Origin of the sequence: Trichormus variabilis 0441 (assembly GCF_009856605.1) — a bacterium.
GTDB lineage: Bacteria > Cyanobacteriota > Cyanobacteriia > Cyanobacteriales > Nostocaceae > Trichormus > Trichormus variabilis.
This window is the reverse complement of record NZ_CP047242.1, coordinates 4,634,978-4,653,032: the sequence shown is the minus strand read 5'-3', so window position 1 is coordinate 4,653,032 and position 18,055 is coordinate 4,634,978. Positions and strand designations below refer to the sequence as shown.

The window sequence follows — 18,055 nt, the reverse complement described above, 5'->3', positions numbered from 1 at the left end:
GGTTTAGGGGTTCAGGGGTGTAGGGGTGTAGGGGAAAAATAATTACAACTGACAACTGACCAATGACCAATGACTAATTAATAACTTTTATGCAGCAAACGAAAAAAATTCACAGTCTGGGATTGATGTTTCTATTGCTAATAGGAGTATTTAGTTGCACTTCAGTGAATGTATCTGACTGGAAGGACGGTAACATTAGCTTTGGTCGCAATATCACCCCAATTCGCAATATCAAACCAACACAAGATAAACAAACTAAAGTTTACATCCAAGGGAAGGTGGAAAAACAAGTTCCTTTATTGCAACGACGGGTGTATCAAATCAATGATTCGACTGGCACAATCTGGGTGGTGACTAAGCAGAATAATCTCAAACCCGGAGAATCGGTAGTTTTTCAGGGTAAAGTACGTTATGAGAGCATTCCCATAGCTGGTGAAGAGTTTGGGGAACTTTATCTGGTGGAGGAGTAATACTGGTAACAGAAACTTCCACGATAATTTTATGAGTAAGCAACCCATACACGTAGCGATCGCCATCCTCTACCAAGATAATAAATTTCTTATGCAGTTACGGGATGATGTGCCTAATATTCCCTACCCTGCTCACTGGGCGCTGTTTGGTGGTCATGTTGAACCCGGCGAAACACCAGATATAGCAGTAAAGCGAGAAATATTAGAAGAAATTGGCTACATTCTCCCACCTTTTTGGGAATTCGGTTGTTATGCTGACGATGCAGTAGTGCGTCATGTCTTCCATGCGCCGTTATTATTAGAATTTAATCAACTGGTGTTAAATGAAGGTTGGGATATGGGCTTATTGACACCAGAAGATATTCGTAAAGGTAGATTTTATTCGGCAAACGCAGGTGGAGAGAAACCGCTAGGAGAAATACCGCAGCAGATTTTATTAGAGTTTATGGAAAAGGATCTAGTTAATAGTCATTAGTCAGTTGTCAGTTGTCATTAGTCAACAGTCCATAGTCCATAATTATTCTTCTTTGCTCCCCTGCTCCTCTGCTTCCCCTGCTTCCCTAGTCCCCCGTTCCCTCGTGTGGAGTCGTCACTTATGCAGTCAGTAAATAAATTACCCAGATGGTTAACCGTTGGTTTGGCGTTTCCTGTTGCCATTCTCAACGGTTGGCTACTGCTTCAAGTTGTGCAGTATTTCCAACCCTTGGTGAATGTTGTTGCAGCTGCTATCTTGCTGGCTTTTGTTTTGAACTACCCAATTCAGTTTTTCCAAGAACGGGGGGTAAAACGTAACTTGGCTATTGGCAGTGTATTACTGCTGGCTGTGGTGATTTTAGTCGGGTTAGGTGTGACTTTAGTGCCTCTCATCATAGAACAGCTCAACGAACTGGTTAATATTCTGCCTTATTGGATTGATTCTGGAGGTCAACAGATTGACGCTTTCCAAAAATGGGCAGCTACTCAACAGTTACCTGTAAATTTAAGTGGTTTAGTCACGCAGATTTTAGAGAGGGTATCTAGCCAATTACAGTCTGTGACAGGAAGGATTCTGGGTTTTGCCTTTGATACGATTGGTGTTGTGGTTAATGTACTGCTGACAGTAGTATTGACTATCTACATGGTATTAAATGGCGATCGCCTTTGGGATGGTCTTTACCAATGGTTTCCTACCCATATTGGTTCTAAGGTGCGGCAAATACTACGGGAGGATTTTCACAATTATTTTATTGGTCAAGCTACCTTAGGAGCTATACTGGGGCTGACTATTACATTGGCGTTTGTAACCCTGCGAGTACCTTTGGCTTTACTTTTTGGTTTGGCAATTGGTTTATTTTCTCTTTTTCCCTTTGGTACAGGTATCGGTATCTCTATTGTTAGTCTATTGGTGGCGCTACAAAACTTTTGGTTGGGGGGAGAAGTCTTAGGTGTTGCGGTTGCTATTGACCAAGTAAATTCTAATTTTATTGCCCCAAGAATTCTGGGTAATTTAACTGGTTTAAATCCTGTTTGGGTAGTTATTTCTTTGCTGCTAGGCGCTAAATTAGGTGGTGTTTTGGGTTTATTAATTGCCATTCCTACAGCTAGTTTCATCAAGGATATAGCTGACAGTTGGCGCTCTGGAGAATTAAACGCCATAAATGCTCTGGATGTAGAACCGAAAAAAGTAGAAATTGATGTTAACGTTTCTTCAATAGAATTATTCACAAAAAAAGAATGATATTTGGTAATAGTAAAAATAATTAACTACTGATTAGTATCCATTACCAAATATATATTCATTAAAGGTTAGATTTTTTCATGGATTTTGACTTCTTGTTTCCCAAAAAAACAAGCCCAAAAGTCAACAGAGTCCCACCTAAAGTTGCAGGCTCAGGTATTTGTGAATAAGTTACACTGCCAAAGCTAATTTCTGTATTGCTGGAAGTACCCGAAAGGATTGTAAAGTTATTATCAACAATTTCGTAAACTATTGGTTCAGCCGGATTAGTTTTATCATAAAATGAATAGCTTAACCCGATAGTTGGCTTTCCTGTTAAATATGTAGTTGAGAGTACTACAGGAAAGAAGGGGTAAGCGATCGCATCTTTTTCGGTGTAAATGGTAGAGTCACCATCAAATTGGAAAGAGAGAGACTTAACTAGAGCTTCTGGAATACTGTCATTACTAAAAGTTGAGTCATCAAAACTAAAAAATCCCTTACCTTTATTAGTAGGACTATCTACGGTAAAAGCGTAATTAACAATTGCCGCAGATGCAATTTGTGTGTCTATGGTAGCAATACTTATTGTCAGGCTAGCAGCAGTAAGGGCTAAATGTGGAAATAATTTCATATCTGGTTTCCTCCTGATAAATATATGTCAGTAATGCAGGTTCCAAGGTTGATTAGTCAGCTAAATCAGACTGTATTACCTTCTTGAATATTGTTCAATGGCGATGATTCACGATGAATCAAAGAAACAATCGACTAATTGATGGATATGCAGATATTTTTTAAATCTAAGTTTAAGTAAACCTTAATTTAAGGTGAAAAATAACACCTAATTATCTTTAATTAAGATATAGAAATATCAAGAAAAATATATTAACCCGGAGATAACTCTGTCTTTACTTTCAGCCATAACTAGCTGTGGTAAACACTGATGCTGTAAAACCTTTGCTTCAGCTTGCCATTAATTATTATGGAATCAAATCATCAATTAAAGCTAAATCGTCGCCAGTTTTTCCTTCGTTCAGCCATAACAGCAGGCGGTATTATCACCACAAATTTAGTAGCAAAATCACAAGTTTTTGCCCAAGCGCCTGGAATTATTACCTCTGATACAATGCGCTCTGCCATACCTTACGGCGTGGCTACTGGTGATATCACAAATAATAATGTGGTCATTTGGAGTAAGAGCGATCGCCCAGCCAAAATGATCGTAGAATATTCCACTAGTGAAACATTTAGTAATGTGCAACGTATTTTAGGGCCTAACGCCTTAGAAAATAGCGACTTTACAGCCAGAATTAATCTGAGAAATCTACCCCCAAATCAACAAATTTTTTATCGGGTGCTTTTCCAGAATTTAGATTATCAAAATACCTACAGCGCCCCTGTTAGTGGAACTTTCCGCACACCCCCTACCTTCGGACGAGATATATTATTTGTCTGGGGTGGCGATACTGCTGGTCAAGGATGGGGTATTAATCCCGATTTCGGTGGGATGAAAATTTATGAAACCATGCGCCAATTAAACCCCGATTTTTTCATTCATTCTGGCGATAATATTTACGCTGATGGCCCCATTCAATCACAAGTATCCTTGGGTAATGGGAACATCTGGCGCAATATTACTACAGAAGAAAAATCTAAAGTAGCAGAAACCCTCAAAGAATTTCGTGGTAACTATATCTACAACTTACTAGATGAAAATGTGCGGCGTTTTAACGCTGAAGTTCCCATGTTGGCACAATGGGACGACCACGAAGTTACAAATAACTGGTATCCTGGTGAAATTCTCAACGATAGTCGCTATACAGTCAAGGATGTTAACTTGCTAGCCCAAAGGGGAAGACAAGCCTTTTTGGAATATATGCCTATCGAGTATGCAACCAATAACACAGACCAAGCCAGGATTTATCGCTCCTTTAATTATGGCCCAGCACTAGATATTTTCATGCTGGATGAGCGCACCTACCGGGGTCGCAACACTCCCAACCGTCAGCCAACAGCTAGCAAAGATACGCAAATGTTAGGTGTTACACAAGTGCAATGGCTGAAAAGGCAACTGCTAACATCAAAATCTACATGGAAAGTTATTGCTAGTGATATGCCCTTGGGGCTGATAGTTCGAGATGGTAGCACTGATTTTGAGGCTTGGGCTAACGGAGACGGCCCTGCATTAGGTAGAGAATTAGAACTGGCAGACTTACTCCGATTTATCAAAAACAGAAATATCAAAAATGTTGTGTGGCTAACTGCTGATGTACATTATGCAGCCGCCCATTATTACGACCCCAACAAAGCCCAGTTTCAAGATTTCAAGCCTTTCTGGGAGTTTGTCGCCGGGCCTCTCAATGCGGGTACGTTCGGTCCCAACCAATTAGAAAATACCTTTGGGCCTCAATTGGTATTTCAAAGCCTTCCTCCCGGTACAAGTGCAAATCGCCCTCCCAGTGAAGGTTTGCAATTCTTTGGCGCAGTCAAAATTAATGCTTTGTCGAAGGTGATGACTGTATCACTGCGTAACTTAGCAGGAGACATAGTTTACAGTGTAGATTTGCCACCAGAAGCATAAATACTAATTTCGTAGTAAGTACTTTAGTCCTGATTTTTCTCACTACTCAAGTGCTTACTAAAAACCAAAATCACGACTATAGGAATCCGATTTGATTATTGAAAATATCTAAGTATTTGTAGGGTGGGCAATGCCCACCACAACCATGATACGGTGGGCATTGCCCACCCTACAACGTATCTTTCTCAAGTGCTTATTAAAAACCAAAATCACAACTACTTCTCAAGGAGGATATTTAGGTATAAATGGGGAAAAAATTTGCTTAATAAAAATATATATACATTAACCTTATGAACTTCAGAAGAAATTCCAATTATTGTATCTAATCAATCATCTCAATTGTGTTTCACACTAGTTAAAGAATAATAAAAAACCTTTGCAATAGGCAGTTATATTATGAGTCTGATTGACGGCATCCTCTTAACTTTAGTAAATGCTATTGTCTGTCTTGCACTGCCAAGGCTCTTATCTGTAATTTTGGCAAGCAAAAAACCTCAAAATAATTTACCCAAACAATCTCCTATAGAGTTAGAAGATTCTCACCCCAAGATTTCCAGCTACGTAGATGTGACTCCTTAGTCAAGATGGGGAGTAGTGGGAGAGGATAACTTCCAATAAGGGCTGTTAACTGTTGACATTTAACAGTCAACTGTCAACAGCCTTCACGATGGATTGTGCAACTTAAAAGCAGAATATCTTACTTTCTGTTTTGTCGCCGCCATTTTTCTCTGACTAAGCGAATTTCTTCAAAAGAATAGCTTTCACCTAACTGTTCTTTAATGGGTGTTAAAGCTATATCACCAAGCACTTCTAGTACTTGCCAAATTTTTTGTTGATGTTCTAAGGGAACCAGTTGGTTTAAATCGACTGGCTGATTTTTCTCAATCAGTTTACCTAAATGAGTAGAAATTGTTGCTGGACTGAGTTTGCGTTTGCGGGCTATTTCGGCAATACTTAAACCTTGTTGATGTAATTGTAAGGTCTGTATTTCGCTATCGGAAACTACACTGGCTGTAGGTGCAAGATTAACTGGTTTTTCTTGAGGATGTTTTTCTTGGCGGTAGGCGCGAATTTCGGCGATGAATTTCTCACCATATTGGGCTAATTTGTGACTTCCAACGCCAGATAGTTTAGAGAATTCCAGTAAGTTTTGCGGTTGCACCTGTACCATTAACTTTAATGTGGAATCGTGGAAGACGACGTAGGGCGGTACAGACTGTTCATCAGCAAGTTGTTTACGCAGCGATCGCAGTCTATGTAATAATGCTTCTGCTTCTTCAAATTTGGGAGTCTCTTGTATCAAACTCAGCTTTTGTGCTACAGGAACAGAGAGAAACACTTGGCGTTGTCGCTTCATCACTTCCCAACTGAGGGCGTTTAATTTTAAAACCGAGTAACCATCGCTAGTCTGTTCCAATAAACCTTGATGTAAAAGTGATCTTCCCAGAGTCCGCCACTCATCCACTGTTCTATCTTTGCCAATCCCATAGGTAGAAAGCTTATCGTGTTCATATTGAATGATTTTGTCTTTTTTTGCCCCCCGCAACACATCAATTATGTGTAGCATCCCAAACCTTTCTTTACAACGGGCTACACAAGATAGAAACTTCATCGCCTCAATTGTCCAGTCTTGCATGGGTTTAGGATAACGGCAATTATCACAGTTACCACAATTACCCGCAAACCTTTCACCAAAATAACCCAGTTGAATTGTCCGACGACAGTCTGTCCCCTCAGCGTAATCTATCATCTGTCGCAGTTGTTGTTTAGCAATCAACTGTTCTTGGGGGTCTGTTTTTTGCTCAATACTCCATTCAATAGTTTTAATATCACCAAAACTAAAAAAGATTGTGCAGCGTGATGGTTCTCCATCCCTACCAGCCCTACCTGATTCTTGATAGTAACTCTCCAAATTTCGGGGAATATCAAAATGTACCACTAAGCGCACATCTGGCTTATTAATACCCATGCCAAAGGCGATTGTGGCTACCATTACCCGCACATCATCCCGAATAAACCGCGTTTGGTTTTTGCTACGCTCATCATCAGGTAATCCGGCATGATAAGATAAGGCGGAAATCTTATCTTTTTGCAGTTTAAATGTTAGTTCCTCAACTTTTTTCCGAGTTAAACAATAAATAATCGCTGAACCTTCATTATCTCGAATTAATTCTAATAATTCAGCGTAAGCTTGTTTACTTTTGGGGCGGACTTCGTAATAAAGATTTTGGCGATTAAAACTGGCAAGATGAATACTTGGTTGCTTTAATCCCAGTTGTTGGATGATATCAGAACGGACGCGGTCTGTGGCTGTGGCGGTAAGTGCCAAAACGGGAACATTTGGGTAACGCTTGCGTAGGGATTTTAATTGGCGATATTCTGGACGGAAATCGTGTCCCCACTCAGAGACACAATGGGCTTCATCAATTGCAAAGATAGATATGCCAACTTTTTCGTTGACTAAATCGAGAAATGGCAGAAATCTTTCACTGAGGAGACGTTCTGGAGCGACGTAAAGTAATCTTACCTTACCATTGAGAATGGCTTCCTCACGTGATCGCACCTGATACGCATTCAAACTACTATTAAGGAAAGTGGCAGAGATATTATTATTACGTAGTGCTTCCACTTGGTCTTGCATCAAAGCAATCAACGGTGATACCACCACAGTCAAACCCTGCTTCATGAGTGCAGGTAACTGAAAGCACAAAGACTTTCCTCCACCCGTAGGCATCACTACCATTAAATCTCGATTTTGCAGCGCATCTTCAATTATTTGCCGTTGTCCGGGACGAAAGTTATCGTAACCGAAGTGATATTTTAGCGCCTGTTCGAGATTGGGATACTGAAGCATAGCGATCGCTTTTTTGATTGCGTTCTGCGTGGGTGTTTACCGAGGATAACAAGATTTTAACAATGGGGAATAAAGTTTTTCTGGCGCGCAAGATAATGGCTTCGTGCATTTCTGTATTATGCAACGCCAAAAGTTTTATTAGCCCAGGCAATAAATCTATCTAGTGTATGTACTGCTAGGAGATTATGGTTAAAATTTACTTGTTGCCTTAACCACTGAATCGCCCCTTCTCTCATCCCTTCACCACCAATCACGACAATTGTCGGTGCTGGGTAATATTGTTGAATATTCAAATTTAAATAAGGAAACTTTTCATCAACGGAGCCACCACTTTCTTGCCATTTACACTCAATAATTAATTCTGATGGATTGAGAGGCAAGCCCACAACATAAAAATCAACTTTTAGTGATGTTTGATATACTCCGTTACCAATATAAACCTGTTTAGCGTAGCGTTTTTTTAATAAACTAGCGTTGAGTAAATATTCTTTTGTGACATGAGTGCCAATTTGAAAGTACTCATAGGCAGTTAGTATTGCTTCTACATTAGTTTCTAAAATCCTGCCTGACTGATTCGCTTTTGCACCCGGAGTCATGTTTATCACCCATCATTTTGCATCAACCATGCTCATTTCAGGATTTCATGGAACCAGTCGCAAATGATCGATTACTTAATATGAATTTTCAATTGAGATTTTACCAAGTTAATTTTTAGTGCAATTGTACTAAATAAATCATAGGATGATGTGATCAAAATCAAGACTAAGAGCTAAAGAGAGAAGAATTTTAATGTTAGTTATGCAGTAGGATTTTGCAGAAAATCTTGGTAATAACTTGTCTAACCAACTGATGAAATCTGATGATTTAGCCTGCTTGAACTTCAGTATTACCGTTGCGGATAGCCCATGCGGTATCTAGCAGTTCAGTCCAGCGTTTTTGTAATTGCTTGGGAGTACATTTGAGGGTTTTAGCGATCGCCTGATCACTATGTCTCGCCAGCTTTAATTGCAGGAGTTGTTGTTGTGGTAGAGACAGTGTACCCATCAAAGTGTTCCACTGCTGGGCAGATAAACCCAATTTCTGTTCTAAACCTGCACCTAACCATTGGTGGACTAATTGCCATTGGTGTTGTTTGGCAAACTTCTGCACATGATATTTAAAACGCTGTTGTAGATAATCGCGTTGACGGCTGGTCAGACCGAGAATTTGGTCGATTTCTGGTGCTGAGAGGTCTTGCAGCTTGAGGGTGAGGTAATCAATGCAGTCCGATTGACCTTGAGATTCTAGGTATTTAATTAATTCGGCAATGATGCGATCGCGTTCTGATTCTTCTGAAGGGTCAAAATTAGTTTGGGCAATCATTTGGGAGCGGATTTGCTGCACCGCCGAGTTACGCTGGTAAGATTCAGCCTCCTCACTTTTGGCAGATTCTACCGCCATTTCAATATCTACTGTTGTCTCTTGGGGCTGACGACGAGCAAAACCTTGGGCGCGTAAAATAACTAATTGTTGATTATTGCCACCCGGTAAGTTAATTCGGCGCTTGGCGTACTGTTCGGTAAACGCCATATATTCTGCTAGTTGCAGTTGAGTACGTGGTGTGTAATCTTCAGCCAGTTCATTTTCTCGACGAAAAGCTTTGATAGCCTCAATGTAAAATGCTTGGAGAAAATCTTCAATTAAACTGTAACGTCCATCAAACCCTAAATCTGAACCGGCGATCGTCACATGACGGTAAACCATAGCGCCTAGACTACTATGTAATTCTACCCGTCCCCGTTGAGAACCTAATTGATAGTAATGTAGGCATTTTTGCAAACGATGACGAGCCAGAGTTAATTGCCAAGAGTGAACCTCACCAGATGTTTGAATGCGAGAGCTTTTATCGCATATGCGGTTCACTTCTTTAGCCATGCGTTGAGCTACGGCTTGTACACACTTTGGGGATGCTTTGACTTGAGCCTGCATTTCTTGCAATAGAAATTGCATTAAAGCACCTGTAGCAGGTAATTCCTCAGTGACGATGTTGCTAACAAAATCAGATGTAGAGATTGGTAGATTTGCAAGGTTTACTTTCATGTATTTTCCTGGGTTTGGTCTTGCACCTTAAGTAGAATGCACAAACAGCACCTGAAAATGGGCTTTGCTGGAGAATCTTTGACCATTCATCCATCAAGACCTAAGACAAGTACCGCTCATATATAAGACTGTACGCAATCGAAAAAAGTTACAGAGAAGGTCATGTGTCGCTTTTTTCACTCGCAACCAGATCGAGGTTAACACACCCATATTCGCTTTGCCTGCCAAATTGCTAAAAACCTTAATGTATCTAGCAATACTCCTATTTCATCAGATCCACTAGCTTAACTCTTAGTTATGACGCTCACGAAACTGGAGGCATTTTGCTGCGCTATTCCGAAACTGACAAGAAAGGCGGTGAAGTTCGTTGTTTATACCCACGCTTTTACCGCTTCCCAACCTAATCCTTGTCTAGTAATCATTGGTTCATCTCCCGTCAAATCAACGATTGTGGACACATCGTAAGTTGGTTCCTGTCCAGTGTCTACAATCACATCAACTAATTTATCCACGCGGTCAAATAGCTCTGCCATTGAGGTAATCGATTCTGAAACTATCCCGACTTTCCCATTACCTGCCTCATCTGGCGGTATGTGTGCTGAAGTGGAAATAATCGGATTCCCCAAGGCTTCAAGTAATGCTAAACATACAGTATGATTTGGTACGCGAATTCCAGTAGTTTTACGCTTGGGACTTTGGACTAATTTTGGTACCAACTTAGTTGCAGGTAACAAAAATGTGTAAGTTCCTGGTATTAGTCGCTTCATAATTCGATAAGCTGTATCACTGACAAAGGCATAAGTAGCTACATTAGACAGTGAAGGACATAAAAATGTCAGTGGTTTATCGTTTGCTAACTGCTTGATTTGCCGCACTCTTTCCACCGCAGACTTGACATTTAAATCACAACCGATCGCATAAACTGTGTCAGTTGGATAAAGCATCACCGCGCCACTGGAAAGCGCTGACCTTATTTCCTCTATTCTGCGACTCTGGGGATTATCAGGATGGACAGCGATAATTTTTGCCATAAAATTTTGGGTTACTGAATGTTGAAGATTGGGGAATAGGGACTTAGGGGAGGAATCTTTCAGTAAGTTTTCCGTCTGTTTCTTATCTATCGACATTTATGTAAAATTAAGCGTTGCACATATTTACATAAAGAAGCAATTGCTTAAACTGTAGATACATATTTTTACGGGCAAATCACGAGAGTTCGTACTTAACAATGCGTAATACTTAGTTATCAGCGTTAATTACGAATTAGAAATTAAAAATTACGAATTATCTTTATGAACAAAATTGCTTACCTTCAATGTCCGACAGGCATTTCTGGTGATATGTGCCTGGGAACCTTAGTTAGCCTGGGTGTTCCGGTGGAATACCTCATAGCAAAACTCAATAACTTGGGTATTTCTCAGGAATATAAGTTAAGGGCGGAAAAGGTGCAACGTAATGGTCAGGAAGCCACGAAGGTTCATGTAGATTTGATTGACCATCATCATCACCATGACCATGACCACGAACATCATCACCACGGGCGACACTTGCCAGAAATTGAGCAAATGATTTTGCAAGCAGGTTTACCACCAAGGGCTGAGGCTTGGAGTTTAGCTGTATTTCGCCAATTAGCGGTAGCTGAAGGGGCTGTGCATGGGATTGCTCCGGAAAAGGTTCATTTTCATGAAGTAGGTGCGGTGGATGCGATTGTAGACATCGTTGGCACTTGCTTGGGTTTAGATTGGTTGGGCATTGCTAGTGATAACGCAGGATTCCCACTGCTTTATTGTTCGGCCTTTCCCACTGGTGGGGGAACTGTACGCGCCGCCCACGGACAAATGGCAGTACCAGTACCAGCAGTTTTGAAGTTATGGGAAATGCGGGGTTGTCCAGTTTATAGCAACGGTATTGACCGGGAATTGGTGACACCAACAGGAGCAGCGATCGCCACGACCCTAGTCAAGGAATTTGGAGCGCCACCACCCATGACAATCAAACAGGTAGGATTAGGAGCAGGCACGATTAATCTACCTATACCTAATATACTACGGCTCTGGCTGGGCGAAGGTGCTAATCTACAGGCAAATATCACGGATTCTGCTGCTAATAGCCCAACTCTAGAGACAATCTCTGTACTGGAAACTCAAATTGATGATTTAAATCCACAGGCGATCGGTTATGTCTTTGAACAATTGTTCGCAGTTGGTGCGCTTGATGTCTTCACTCAACCGATAGGCATGAAAAAATCCCGTCCAGGGATTCTACTAACTGTGATTTGTCATCCAGAAACTCTAAGTGATTGTGAAGCAGTACTATTCCGCGAAACTACCACCTTGGGAATCCGCCGGACTACCCAGCAACGCGCCATCTTACAACGGGAATTTAAACAAATAGAAACGAAATATGGCACAGTACGAATTAAAATAGCATGGCATGGACAATCACCAGAAAAAGTCATCACCAACGTCCAGCCAGAGTATGAAGATTGTGCAGAATTAGCCCGTAAACACAAAATTCCCTGGCGGGAAATTCAGCAACTGGCGTTACAGGGTTGGTATGAATCAATTCAAAATACAAAATAAAAACTCCATCCCCTTGTGGGTGGAGTCTTGTCAGTAGTCAGTGGTCATTAGTTAGTGGCAAAGATAGTAAAAACAACTCCACTTGCGGGTTGGGGTATTAGACCAGATTCTCTCAACAACTGACAATTGACAACTAACAACTAACACACAAAGCAAAATAAATTAATCGTTTCCTGTGGTTTGCTTTCCTTTTTTGACCAAGTCCTCACCAGCATTCTGGGTATTCTCTTTGATATTTTCTAGACCACGTTGAGTTCCTTTAACAACACCTTCGCGCAGTTCTTCAGCAGAACTACCGATGTCTTCACCTAAGTTCTTCACTCTTTCTCCAAAGGGTGTACCTTGGCGATAATTGCGAGCATATTGTTCTGTGCTGTCAATGCCTTTTTCATCAACGTTTCTCTTAGCATTGTCTCGCAGAGCTTTAGCTTTAGTTTCGGCTGTTTTTTCCCCAACTTCGGCTCTAGGATCTACATCGCTAAAGTTATTCATTCCGCCCTTGGGAGCGTTAAGCGGATATTCTTTTGTGGGATCGTATCTTTCAATATAAGCGGATTCAGCTTTTTGCTGTGGTGGTTGTGCGGCAATTCCTTTAGCAGAACAAGATTGGGTAAACAATAGGAAAAATCCTAATACAAAAACTGTGGCAATTTTCAGGGGACGAACATTCTTCAACCAATTAATGAACTTTTTCATAGTGCTACTCCTTGTTTTTTTGTGACTCAATTAAACTTTGGATGATGTAAAAAATCCTATCTACCAACGGCAGGATTTTTTTGTAATTCAGGTCTAGAACTACCTTCATCTGCCTTATTTTGGATAAATTTAGAAGCCTCTTGTACTGATTCTTTAACAGTTTCTAGCCGTTCTTGAATGCGAGTTCCTACATTTGGCTCATTCTGAATCAAGCCACCTGGTTCGGGGTGCTGGAAGTCTTCTTCTCGAATGATTGGCAGTTCCGCTTCTTTCTTGACTCTGCCTGCTGGTGTTTCGGCTCCAGGGTAAAGTAGTTCTGATTCTCTATTAACAGCATTAACAGCAATCAGTATTTGTGAACTGCTTGGTAAGTTAGCTTGATCACGTCTTTTCTTAGTTTCTGGGTTAGTGATATTAGGATCTGTAGAGAACCTAGAATTGACGTATTTATCTCCACCATTTTTATAAGGATTATTAGCGCCACCAGCTTGTACAGCAGGATTTTGAGGATTTGCCCCTTGAGGATTACCTTGGCTACAAGCAGTACTAATCATTAACAATATACCAGCCAAAAATACAGTTAAAATCTGGCGTAGTCGCAGATTTTTCCATATATTTGTTAAACTGTTCACTAGTTCCTCCTTTTATCAATCACAAAATTTATCGCTTAATATTTCCTCGGACAGGCGAAAGTTTTGTTGTTTTTTATGTTGACTAATTATTTAACCAACAGTTATCAATGTTAGGGATTTAAAAACATCTTTCCATCTAGCGTAAGTCACATTAATTTGAGCGATAATGTGCCATATTTATCTAACTACAGAGAGATAGAGCTTAATATATCGCAATATTATTGCTCCCCTGGAAATTTCTGTAACTTGATTGGTTAATTAAATATTTATGATATTTATTTCACTCTTGGGTAAGACCTTGAATTGTATTCATGGTTATGTTTAATTTTCAACCAATACATAAAAATATGCTCAGTTAAAACAATCTAGAATACTAAATATCTGATATAAATACTCATAAAAAAGCCATATTTTACTTGGGAATAAAATTTCCCATAATAATGATGGCTTGTAGCTGATTTAGCATAAAATCTGAAATATTCAGCTTCGGGTGTTTTCGCTGTCCAATGAAGATAAAATTGAAGCAAATTTTACGTTGGGTAATTTTAGGCGCAACGCTGATTTTTTTAGCCAAAGCCCTCAAGGATAACTGGTTAGAAGTTACAGCTATCCGTATTAATGAAGTTGGTTGGGCGGTTTTAGCGATCGCCACAGGTATAACTTTACTAGCTCATACTTGGGCAGGTTGGATCTGGACTTTGATTTTACAAGATTTAAATCAATCAATACCAACTACTGAGTTGATACAGGTGTATCTCAAAACTAATATTGCAAAGTATTTACCTGGTAATGTTTGGCATCATTATCGGCGAATTGTGGCGTTGAAAAATGCTAACGTTACCACTGGTGCAGCTACTCTGAGTGTGTTGTTAGAACCTTTACTCATGGCGGCTGCGGCTTTAATAATTGTAGTAATGTTTGGCAGTAGATTCGCGGTTAGTAGTAATAGCCTGACACTACGCATTTCACAGTTATTGAGTTTAGTCATAATACTGGCTGGGATACATCCCCGATTTTTGAATCCAGTTATCGGCTTTTTGTACAAATTGAAAGCCAAAAAGTCAGATTCCCAACCAACTACGGCTTTTAGCATTGAACGCTATCCCTTTCGACCATTATTAGGTGAGTTGGGATTTTTGGTGATACGCGGGATAGGATTTATCCTCACTTTGTTTGCTTTGATGCCCTTGAATATCAGTCAAATTCCCCTCTTATTGGGTGCTTTTAGTTTTTCTTGGTTGTTAGGGTTTGTGATTCCGGGTGCGCCTGGGGGTTTGGGTGTATTTGAAGCAACAGCGATCGCTCTTTTGCAAAACCGCTTTCCCTCGGCGGCGGTGATTAGTGCGATCGCTTTATATCGTTTGATTAGTATTATTGCGGAAACTGCTGGTGCTGTTTTGGCTTCCTTGGATGAAAAAATTGCTAAGTCATAAATTTTACCAACAGAAATTGGCAAGTATCATTTAATCAGGTATATTTGCATCCGCTTTCACTTGGGAAAATACACGATAAGTGTCCAAATTTGTGTGCGAATTACCAGATGCTTCATCTTCTACCATCTTCAGCAAATTATACTCTACGTTTTCTGCATAAATTGCAAAGGTAATATTATAAAATTCAATGAACTGAATTAGCCATTTACATTCATCCTCTGATTTATCTTTGTAAAAATTAATCAAATCTGCAATCCGGCTTTCTAAATGGCTACGGGTGCTTTTACAAATACAAATAATTTTCAGGAGAATAACTACTAAAGTTAAAGGATGCCCATGAGAAAGTAATAAAGTGAATAACTCGGAAGGCTCCTGGCGATTTTCCGTAGTCAGAAAATCAATTAATCGATTACAAACCCTCAACAATAAATCTTTACTTAAACATACCTCATCTTTTTCTACCTTCCATAGTGACAGTTTTTCTGTCAAAATTTGACTGATAATTTCTGCGATCGCTTGATTACCCACAGAAAAAAACAAATATTTATGGATGCTTTTTTTAAACTGCTTCAGCGTTTGATTTTCAGTTTGCTTGAGGAATATATGGGCAATGTTCTCATAACTGAATTTTCCTTTCTTCACCACAATCATTTTGATGAGACGCAAAACCTCATCCCCAAAAATGCTAGGGTTATGATATCGTGTTGGACTAGAAGCAGTAGACTGAGAACGAGCAATATACATTGCTAGCTCAAACTTATACTTGTCCTTCATTTGCTTGGAGAGTTTGCTTGCTGCCTCTTGTTGTTCCTGAGGTTTATCAGGATCTACAGATTGGGCAACTAAGAGATAATTAGCATAGCGATCGCTCCAGTGTGTTTGACTTTTATTAGTATTTGTATAATTAAATTTTTTCAGTTCTTGATAATCTTGACTATGAGCAAAGTTCTCCAGCCATACCTGATATGTAATTAATTCTGGGCAACTATATATTAGTAGTTTATTTACTGGTAATTGAGTAAATAAGCTAATTAGTTCGTGAATATACTTATGTTTTCTCTTAGCTGCCCAATTATTAATTAAAATGTAGCAGGAACGTTTGAGCGTGTAGTGAAACTCTTCTTCATTATCAAACATCACCATTTTCTGGATGACTGGCACAGCAGAAAAATTACCAGACTCCAGACAATGAATAAATAACTGTTTAAATTCCTTTAAAGCCTCCTCTGGGGGATATATATTTACAAGTTGTATTAAGAAGTTGTAAAGACTTTCTTGTAAAGCTTGTAAACTCGGCTCTGGATAATTCTGTTTAACAGTATGTTGATTTCCTAAAATACTAGGCAAACTATTGGTGGTCATGGAATTTATCAAGACCAAATATTTTTTAACTTTATTGTTAATAGCTTACCCTTGATACACCCTAGTATCAATCAAGCTATCTTAATTTTTTTACAGAGTTTTAGTGAATTTACGGTATAGCTTATCAACTGTTCAATCTTCCTCAGTCAATACCTAGTGGTAATTACTAGTATATAAATGATACTTGTACTCCTTGGTGTATGGATCATCAAGTCCAAATTAGAGGCTGTTAGAAGTTGCACCAGCTATGTATATATTTAGATATCATGAAATTATTGAGAAACTTGTATTATGTCCATTCAAGTCTACGGAATACCCAATTGTGGCACTTGTAAAAAAGCTTTTAACTGGCTTCAAGCCCATAAGGTTGACTATGAATTTATCAATACCAAAGAAAATCCACCAACGCGTGAGAATATCCAGAACTGGGTAAAATCTTTAGGTTCTACACCAATGCGTAATACTTCCGGTCAATCCTACCGCGCTTTGGGTGAAGAAAAAAAGAACTGGACTGATGAGCAATGGATTGAAGAATTTGCTAAAGATGCCATGCTACTTAAACGTCCCCTGTTTGTTAAGGATGGGATAGCAGTAGCGGTAGGTTTTAGGGATGAGAAAGTAATTCAAGAAAAATTAGGATTTTAATCAAGTAAGTCATTTGTTTTTAATTTTTATCCTCAAATTATCACTCTATATTTTGTAAAATAAATAACTGTTTTTACATATAATATTTATCGGCAGATTGTTGGTTGAAATTGCGGTATGTTTCGTAGTAGTATCTGTGGATTGCTGTTAAATATAGTAAATACTATTCCCAAGGTTGACAGCGAGACTATAGTAATTCCCGTTAGCCATCTTATTTGATTGCGTAAAGCCTTAACCTCAAGATTGTAATGATCTAATGGCAATGGCTGATGCTGTTGAATTGCCGAGACTGCAACTGCTATTTGTTCAGGTGTATTTACTACATACTCAAAAGCTACTTGGGAATGCAACCAATTAGCAATTAATTGAGGACAATTTTTCTTAAACCAATGCCACCCATAGATTCTAAATATAGGTTTAGAAAGCCGAGCGATTAATTTAACTACTCGGTTAAAGGGTCGATAGCGAAACCTTTGATTAATCAAGTTGACTGAACCGATATCATAGAGGCAATCTAGAATCAGCTTAATCGTTGCTTCTTCACTTTCAGATAAGTTTTGCAGCAAAAGCTGAACGTCTTGTATTCTCTGCGCTTCAATATTTTTGTGATCTAATAATTCTGACGAATCTACTGAGTTATTTAAAAAATTGTGCTTAATTATTGCCATACCAGTAAAATACCAAATATGAGGGTTTTTAGCTAAGTACCTAAAGAAGGAAATATAGAATAGCCAAAAAAACAGTTGATTTATTTTTGATTTATTGCTAATCCATCAAAAGATATAACTCAGAAAATCTTCTGGAATAAGTATTTGCTAATGGCATTAGATAATACTGAGAGTTACTCATACATTATGATTCCCCATAGATAAGAATAGATAACACTTCTTCTGAGAAATGAGGATACAGTAGTAGGAGTGTAGGCAAAATTTTCAATAACTAATGACTAGCTAGCATCGCCAATGCTTGCATTTCTGGTATTGATTCTCGTAAAGTACCCGTAACAGCGCTTCTTTATCAGTTAT

The 18,055-nt window shown here is 39.2% G+C and carries 17 protein-coding genes; 8 read left to right on the top strand and 9 right to left on the bottom strand.

Features of this window, described 5'->3' with window-relative positions; genetic code table 11:
• Positions 1-89: 89 nt before the first annotated feature.
• From GSQ19_RS19205 to GSQ19_RS19195, 3 genes are all read left to right on the top strand, one after another.
• Positions 90-470 (top strand): hypothetical protein, encoded by a 381-nt coding sequence (locus GSQ19_RS19205; RefSeq protein ID WP_011319458.1) that lies wholly within the window; start codon positions 90-92, stop codon positions 468-470.
• A gap of 31 nt (positions 471-501) precedes the next feature.
• On the top strand, positions 502-945 hold the full coding sequence (locus GSQ19_RS19200; protein WP_011319457.1) for an NUDIX hydrolase: 444 nt from the start codon (positions 502-504) through the stop codon (positions 943-945).
• Positions 946-1,065: 120 nt separating this feature from the next.
• On the top strand, positions 1,066-2,187 hold the full coding sequence (locus GSQ19_RS19195) for an AI-2E family transporter (RefSeq protein WP_011319456.1): 1,122 nt from the start codon (positions 1,066-1,068) through the stop codon (positions 2,185-2,187).
• 61 nt (positions 2,188-2,248) lie between these two features.
• On the opposite strand, the gene GSQ19_RS19190 is transcribed toward GSQ19_RS19195, so the two are convergent.
• Entirely contained in the window at positions 2,249-2,800 is a 552-nt protein-coding gene (locus tag GSQ19_RS19190; protein WP_011319455.1) for a PEP-CTERM sorting domain-containing protein, read from the bottom strand.
• Positions 2,801-3,148: 348 nt separating this feature from the next.
• Here GSQ19_RS19190 and GSQ19_RS19185 point away from each other — a divergent pair, with 348 nt between their 5' ends.
• Complete coding sequence (locus GSQ19_RS19185; RefSeq protein WP_011319454.1) at positions 3,149-4,747, top strand: alkaline phosphatase D family protein; 1,599 nt, start codon at positions 3,149-3,151, stop codon at positions 4,745-4,747.
• 396 nt (positions 4,748-5,143) lie between these two features.
• Positions 5,144-5,326, top strand: coding sequence for a hypothetical protein (locus GSQ19_RS19180; RefSeq protein WP_011319453.1), 183 nt, complete (start codon positions 5,144-5,146; stop codon positions 5,324-5,326).
• Between the two features lie 118 nt (positions 5,327-5,444).
• On the opposite strand, the gene recQ is transcribed toward GSQ19_RS19180, so the two are convergent.
• The 4 genes from recQ to GSQ19_RS19160 all read right to left on the bottom strand — a co-directional run bounded on the left by recQ (position 5,445) and on the right by GSQ19_RS19160 (position 10,711).
• Entirely contained in the window at positions 5,445-7,601 is a 2,157-nt protein-coding gene (recQ, locus tag GSQ19_RS19175) for a DNA helicase RecQ (RefSeq protein WP_011319452.1), read from the bottom strand.
• A gap of 116 nt (positions 7,602-7,717) precedes the next feature.
• Complete coding sequence (locus GSQ19_RS19170) at positions 7,718-8,197, bottom strand: PD-(D/E)XK nuclease superfamily protein (RefSeq protein WP_011319451.1); 480 nt, start codon at positions 8,195-8,197, stop codon at positions 7,718-7,720.
• A gap of 268 nt (positions 8,198-8,465) precedes the next feature.
• The gene (locus tag GSQ19_RS19165; protein ID WP_011319450.1) at positions 8,466-9,680 is read right to left on the bottom strand and encodes a HetZ-related protein; all 1,215 of its coding nucleotides are present in this window, start codon (positions 9,678-9,680) and stop codon (positions 8,466-8,468) included.
• A gap of 371 nt (positions 9,681-10,051) precedes the next feature.
• Positions 10,052-10,711, bottom strand: a complete 660-nt coding sequence (locus tag GSQ19_RS19160) for an L-threonylcarbamoyladenylate synthase (protein WP_011319449.1) — start codon at positions 10,709-10,711, stop codon at positions 10,052-10,054.
• Between the two features lie 261 nt (positions 10,712-10,972).
• On the opposite strand from GSQ19_RS19160, the gene larC reads away from it, so the two are divergent.
• Positions 10,973-12,262: a nickel pincer cofactor biosynthesis protein LarC gene (gene larC, locus GSQ19_RS19155; RefSeq protein WP_011319448.1), complete on the top strand. Its 1,290-nt coding sequence runs from the start codon at positions 10,973-10,975 to the stop codon at positions 12,260-12,262.
• A 162-nt stretch (positions 12,263-12,424) separates the two neighbouring features.
• Here the strand turns inward: larC and GSQ19_RS19150 are convergent, their stop codons facing one another.
• On the bottom strand, positions 12,425-12,958 hold the full coding sequence (locus GSQ19_RS19150) for a hypothetical protein (protein ID WP_011319447.1): 534 nt from the start codon (positions 12,956-12,958) through the stop codon (positions 12,425-12,427).
• A 56-nt stretch (positions 12,959-13,014) separates the two neighbouring features.
• On the bottom strand, positions 13,015-13,590 hold the full coding sequence (locus GSQ19_RS19145) for a DUF6658 family protein (RefSeq protein ID WP_011319446.1): 576 nt from the start codon (positions 13,588-13,590) through the stop codon (positions 13,015-13,017).
• A 506-nt stretch (positions 13,591-14,096) separates the two neighbouring features.
• Between GSQ19_RS19145 and GSQ19_RS19140 the strand changes: the two genes are divergently transcribed.
• The gene (locus tag GSQ19_RS19140) at positions 14,097-15,023 is read left to right on the top strand and encodes a lysylphosphatidylglycerol synthase transmembrane domain-containing protein (RefSeq protein ID WP_011319445.1); all 927 of its coding nucleotides are present in this window, start codon (positions 14,097-14,099) and stop codon (positions 15,021-15,023) included.
• Positions 15,024-15,053: 30 nt separating this feature from the next.
• On the opposite strand, the gene GSQ19_RS19135 is transcribed toward GSQ19_RS19140, so the two are convergent.
• The gene (locus GSQ19_RS19135) at positions 15,054-16,385 is read right to left on the bottom strand and encodes a hypothetical protein (RefSeq protein ID WP_011319444.1); all 1,332 of its coding nucleotides are present in this window, start codon (positions 16,383-16,385) and stop codon (positions 15,054-15,056) included.
• 291 nt (positions 16,386-16,676) lie between these two features.
• Between GSQ19_RS19135 and GSQ19_RS19130 the strand changes: the two genes are divergently transcribed.
• Positions 16,677-17,030, top strand: coding sequence for a Spx/MgsR family RNA polymerase-binding regulatory protein (locus tag GSQ19_RS19130; RefSeq protein ID WP_011319443.1), 354 nt, complete (start codon positions 16,677-16,679; stop codon positions 17,028-17,030).
• Positions 17,031-17,116: 86 nt separating this feature from the next.
• On the opposite strand, the gene GSQ19_RS19125 is transcribed toward GSQ19_RS19130, so the two are convergent.
• Positions 17,117-17,698, bottom strand: coding sequence for a hypothetical protein (locus GSQ19_RS19125; protein ID WP_011319442.1), 582 nt, complete (start codon positions 17,696-17,698; stop codon positions 17,117-17,119).
• Positions 17,699-18,055 lie beyond the last annotated feature (357 nt).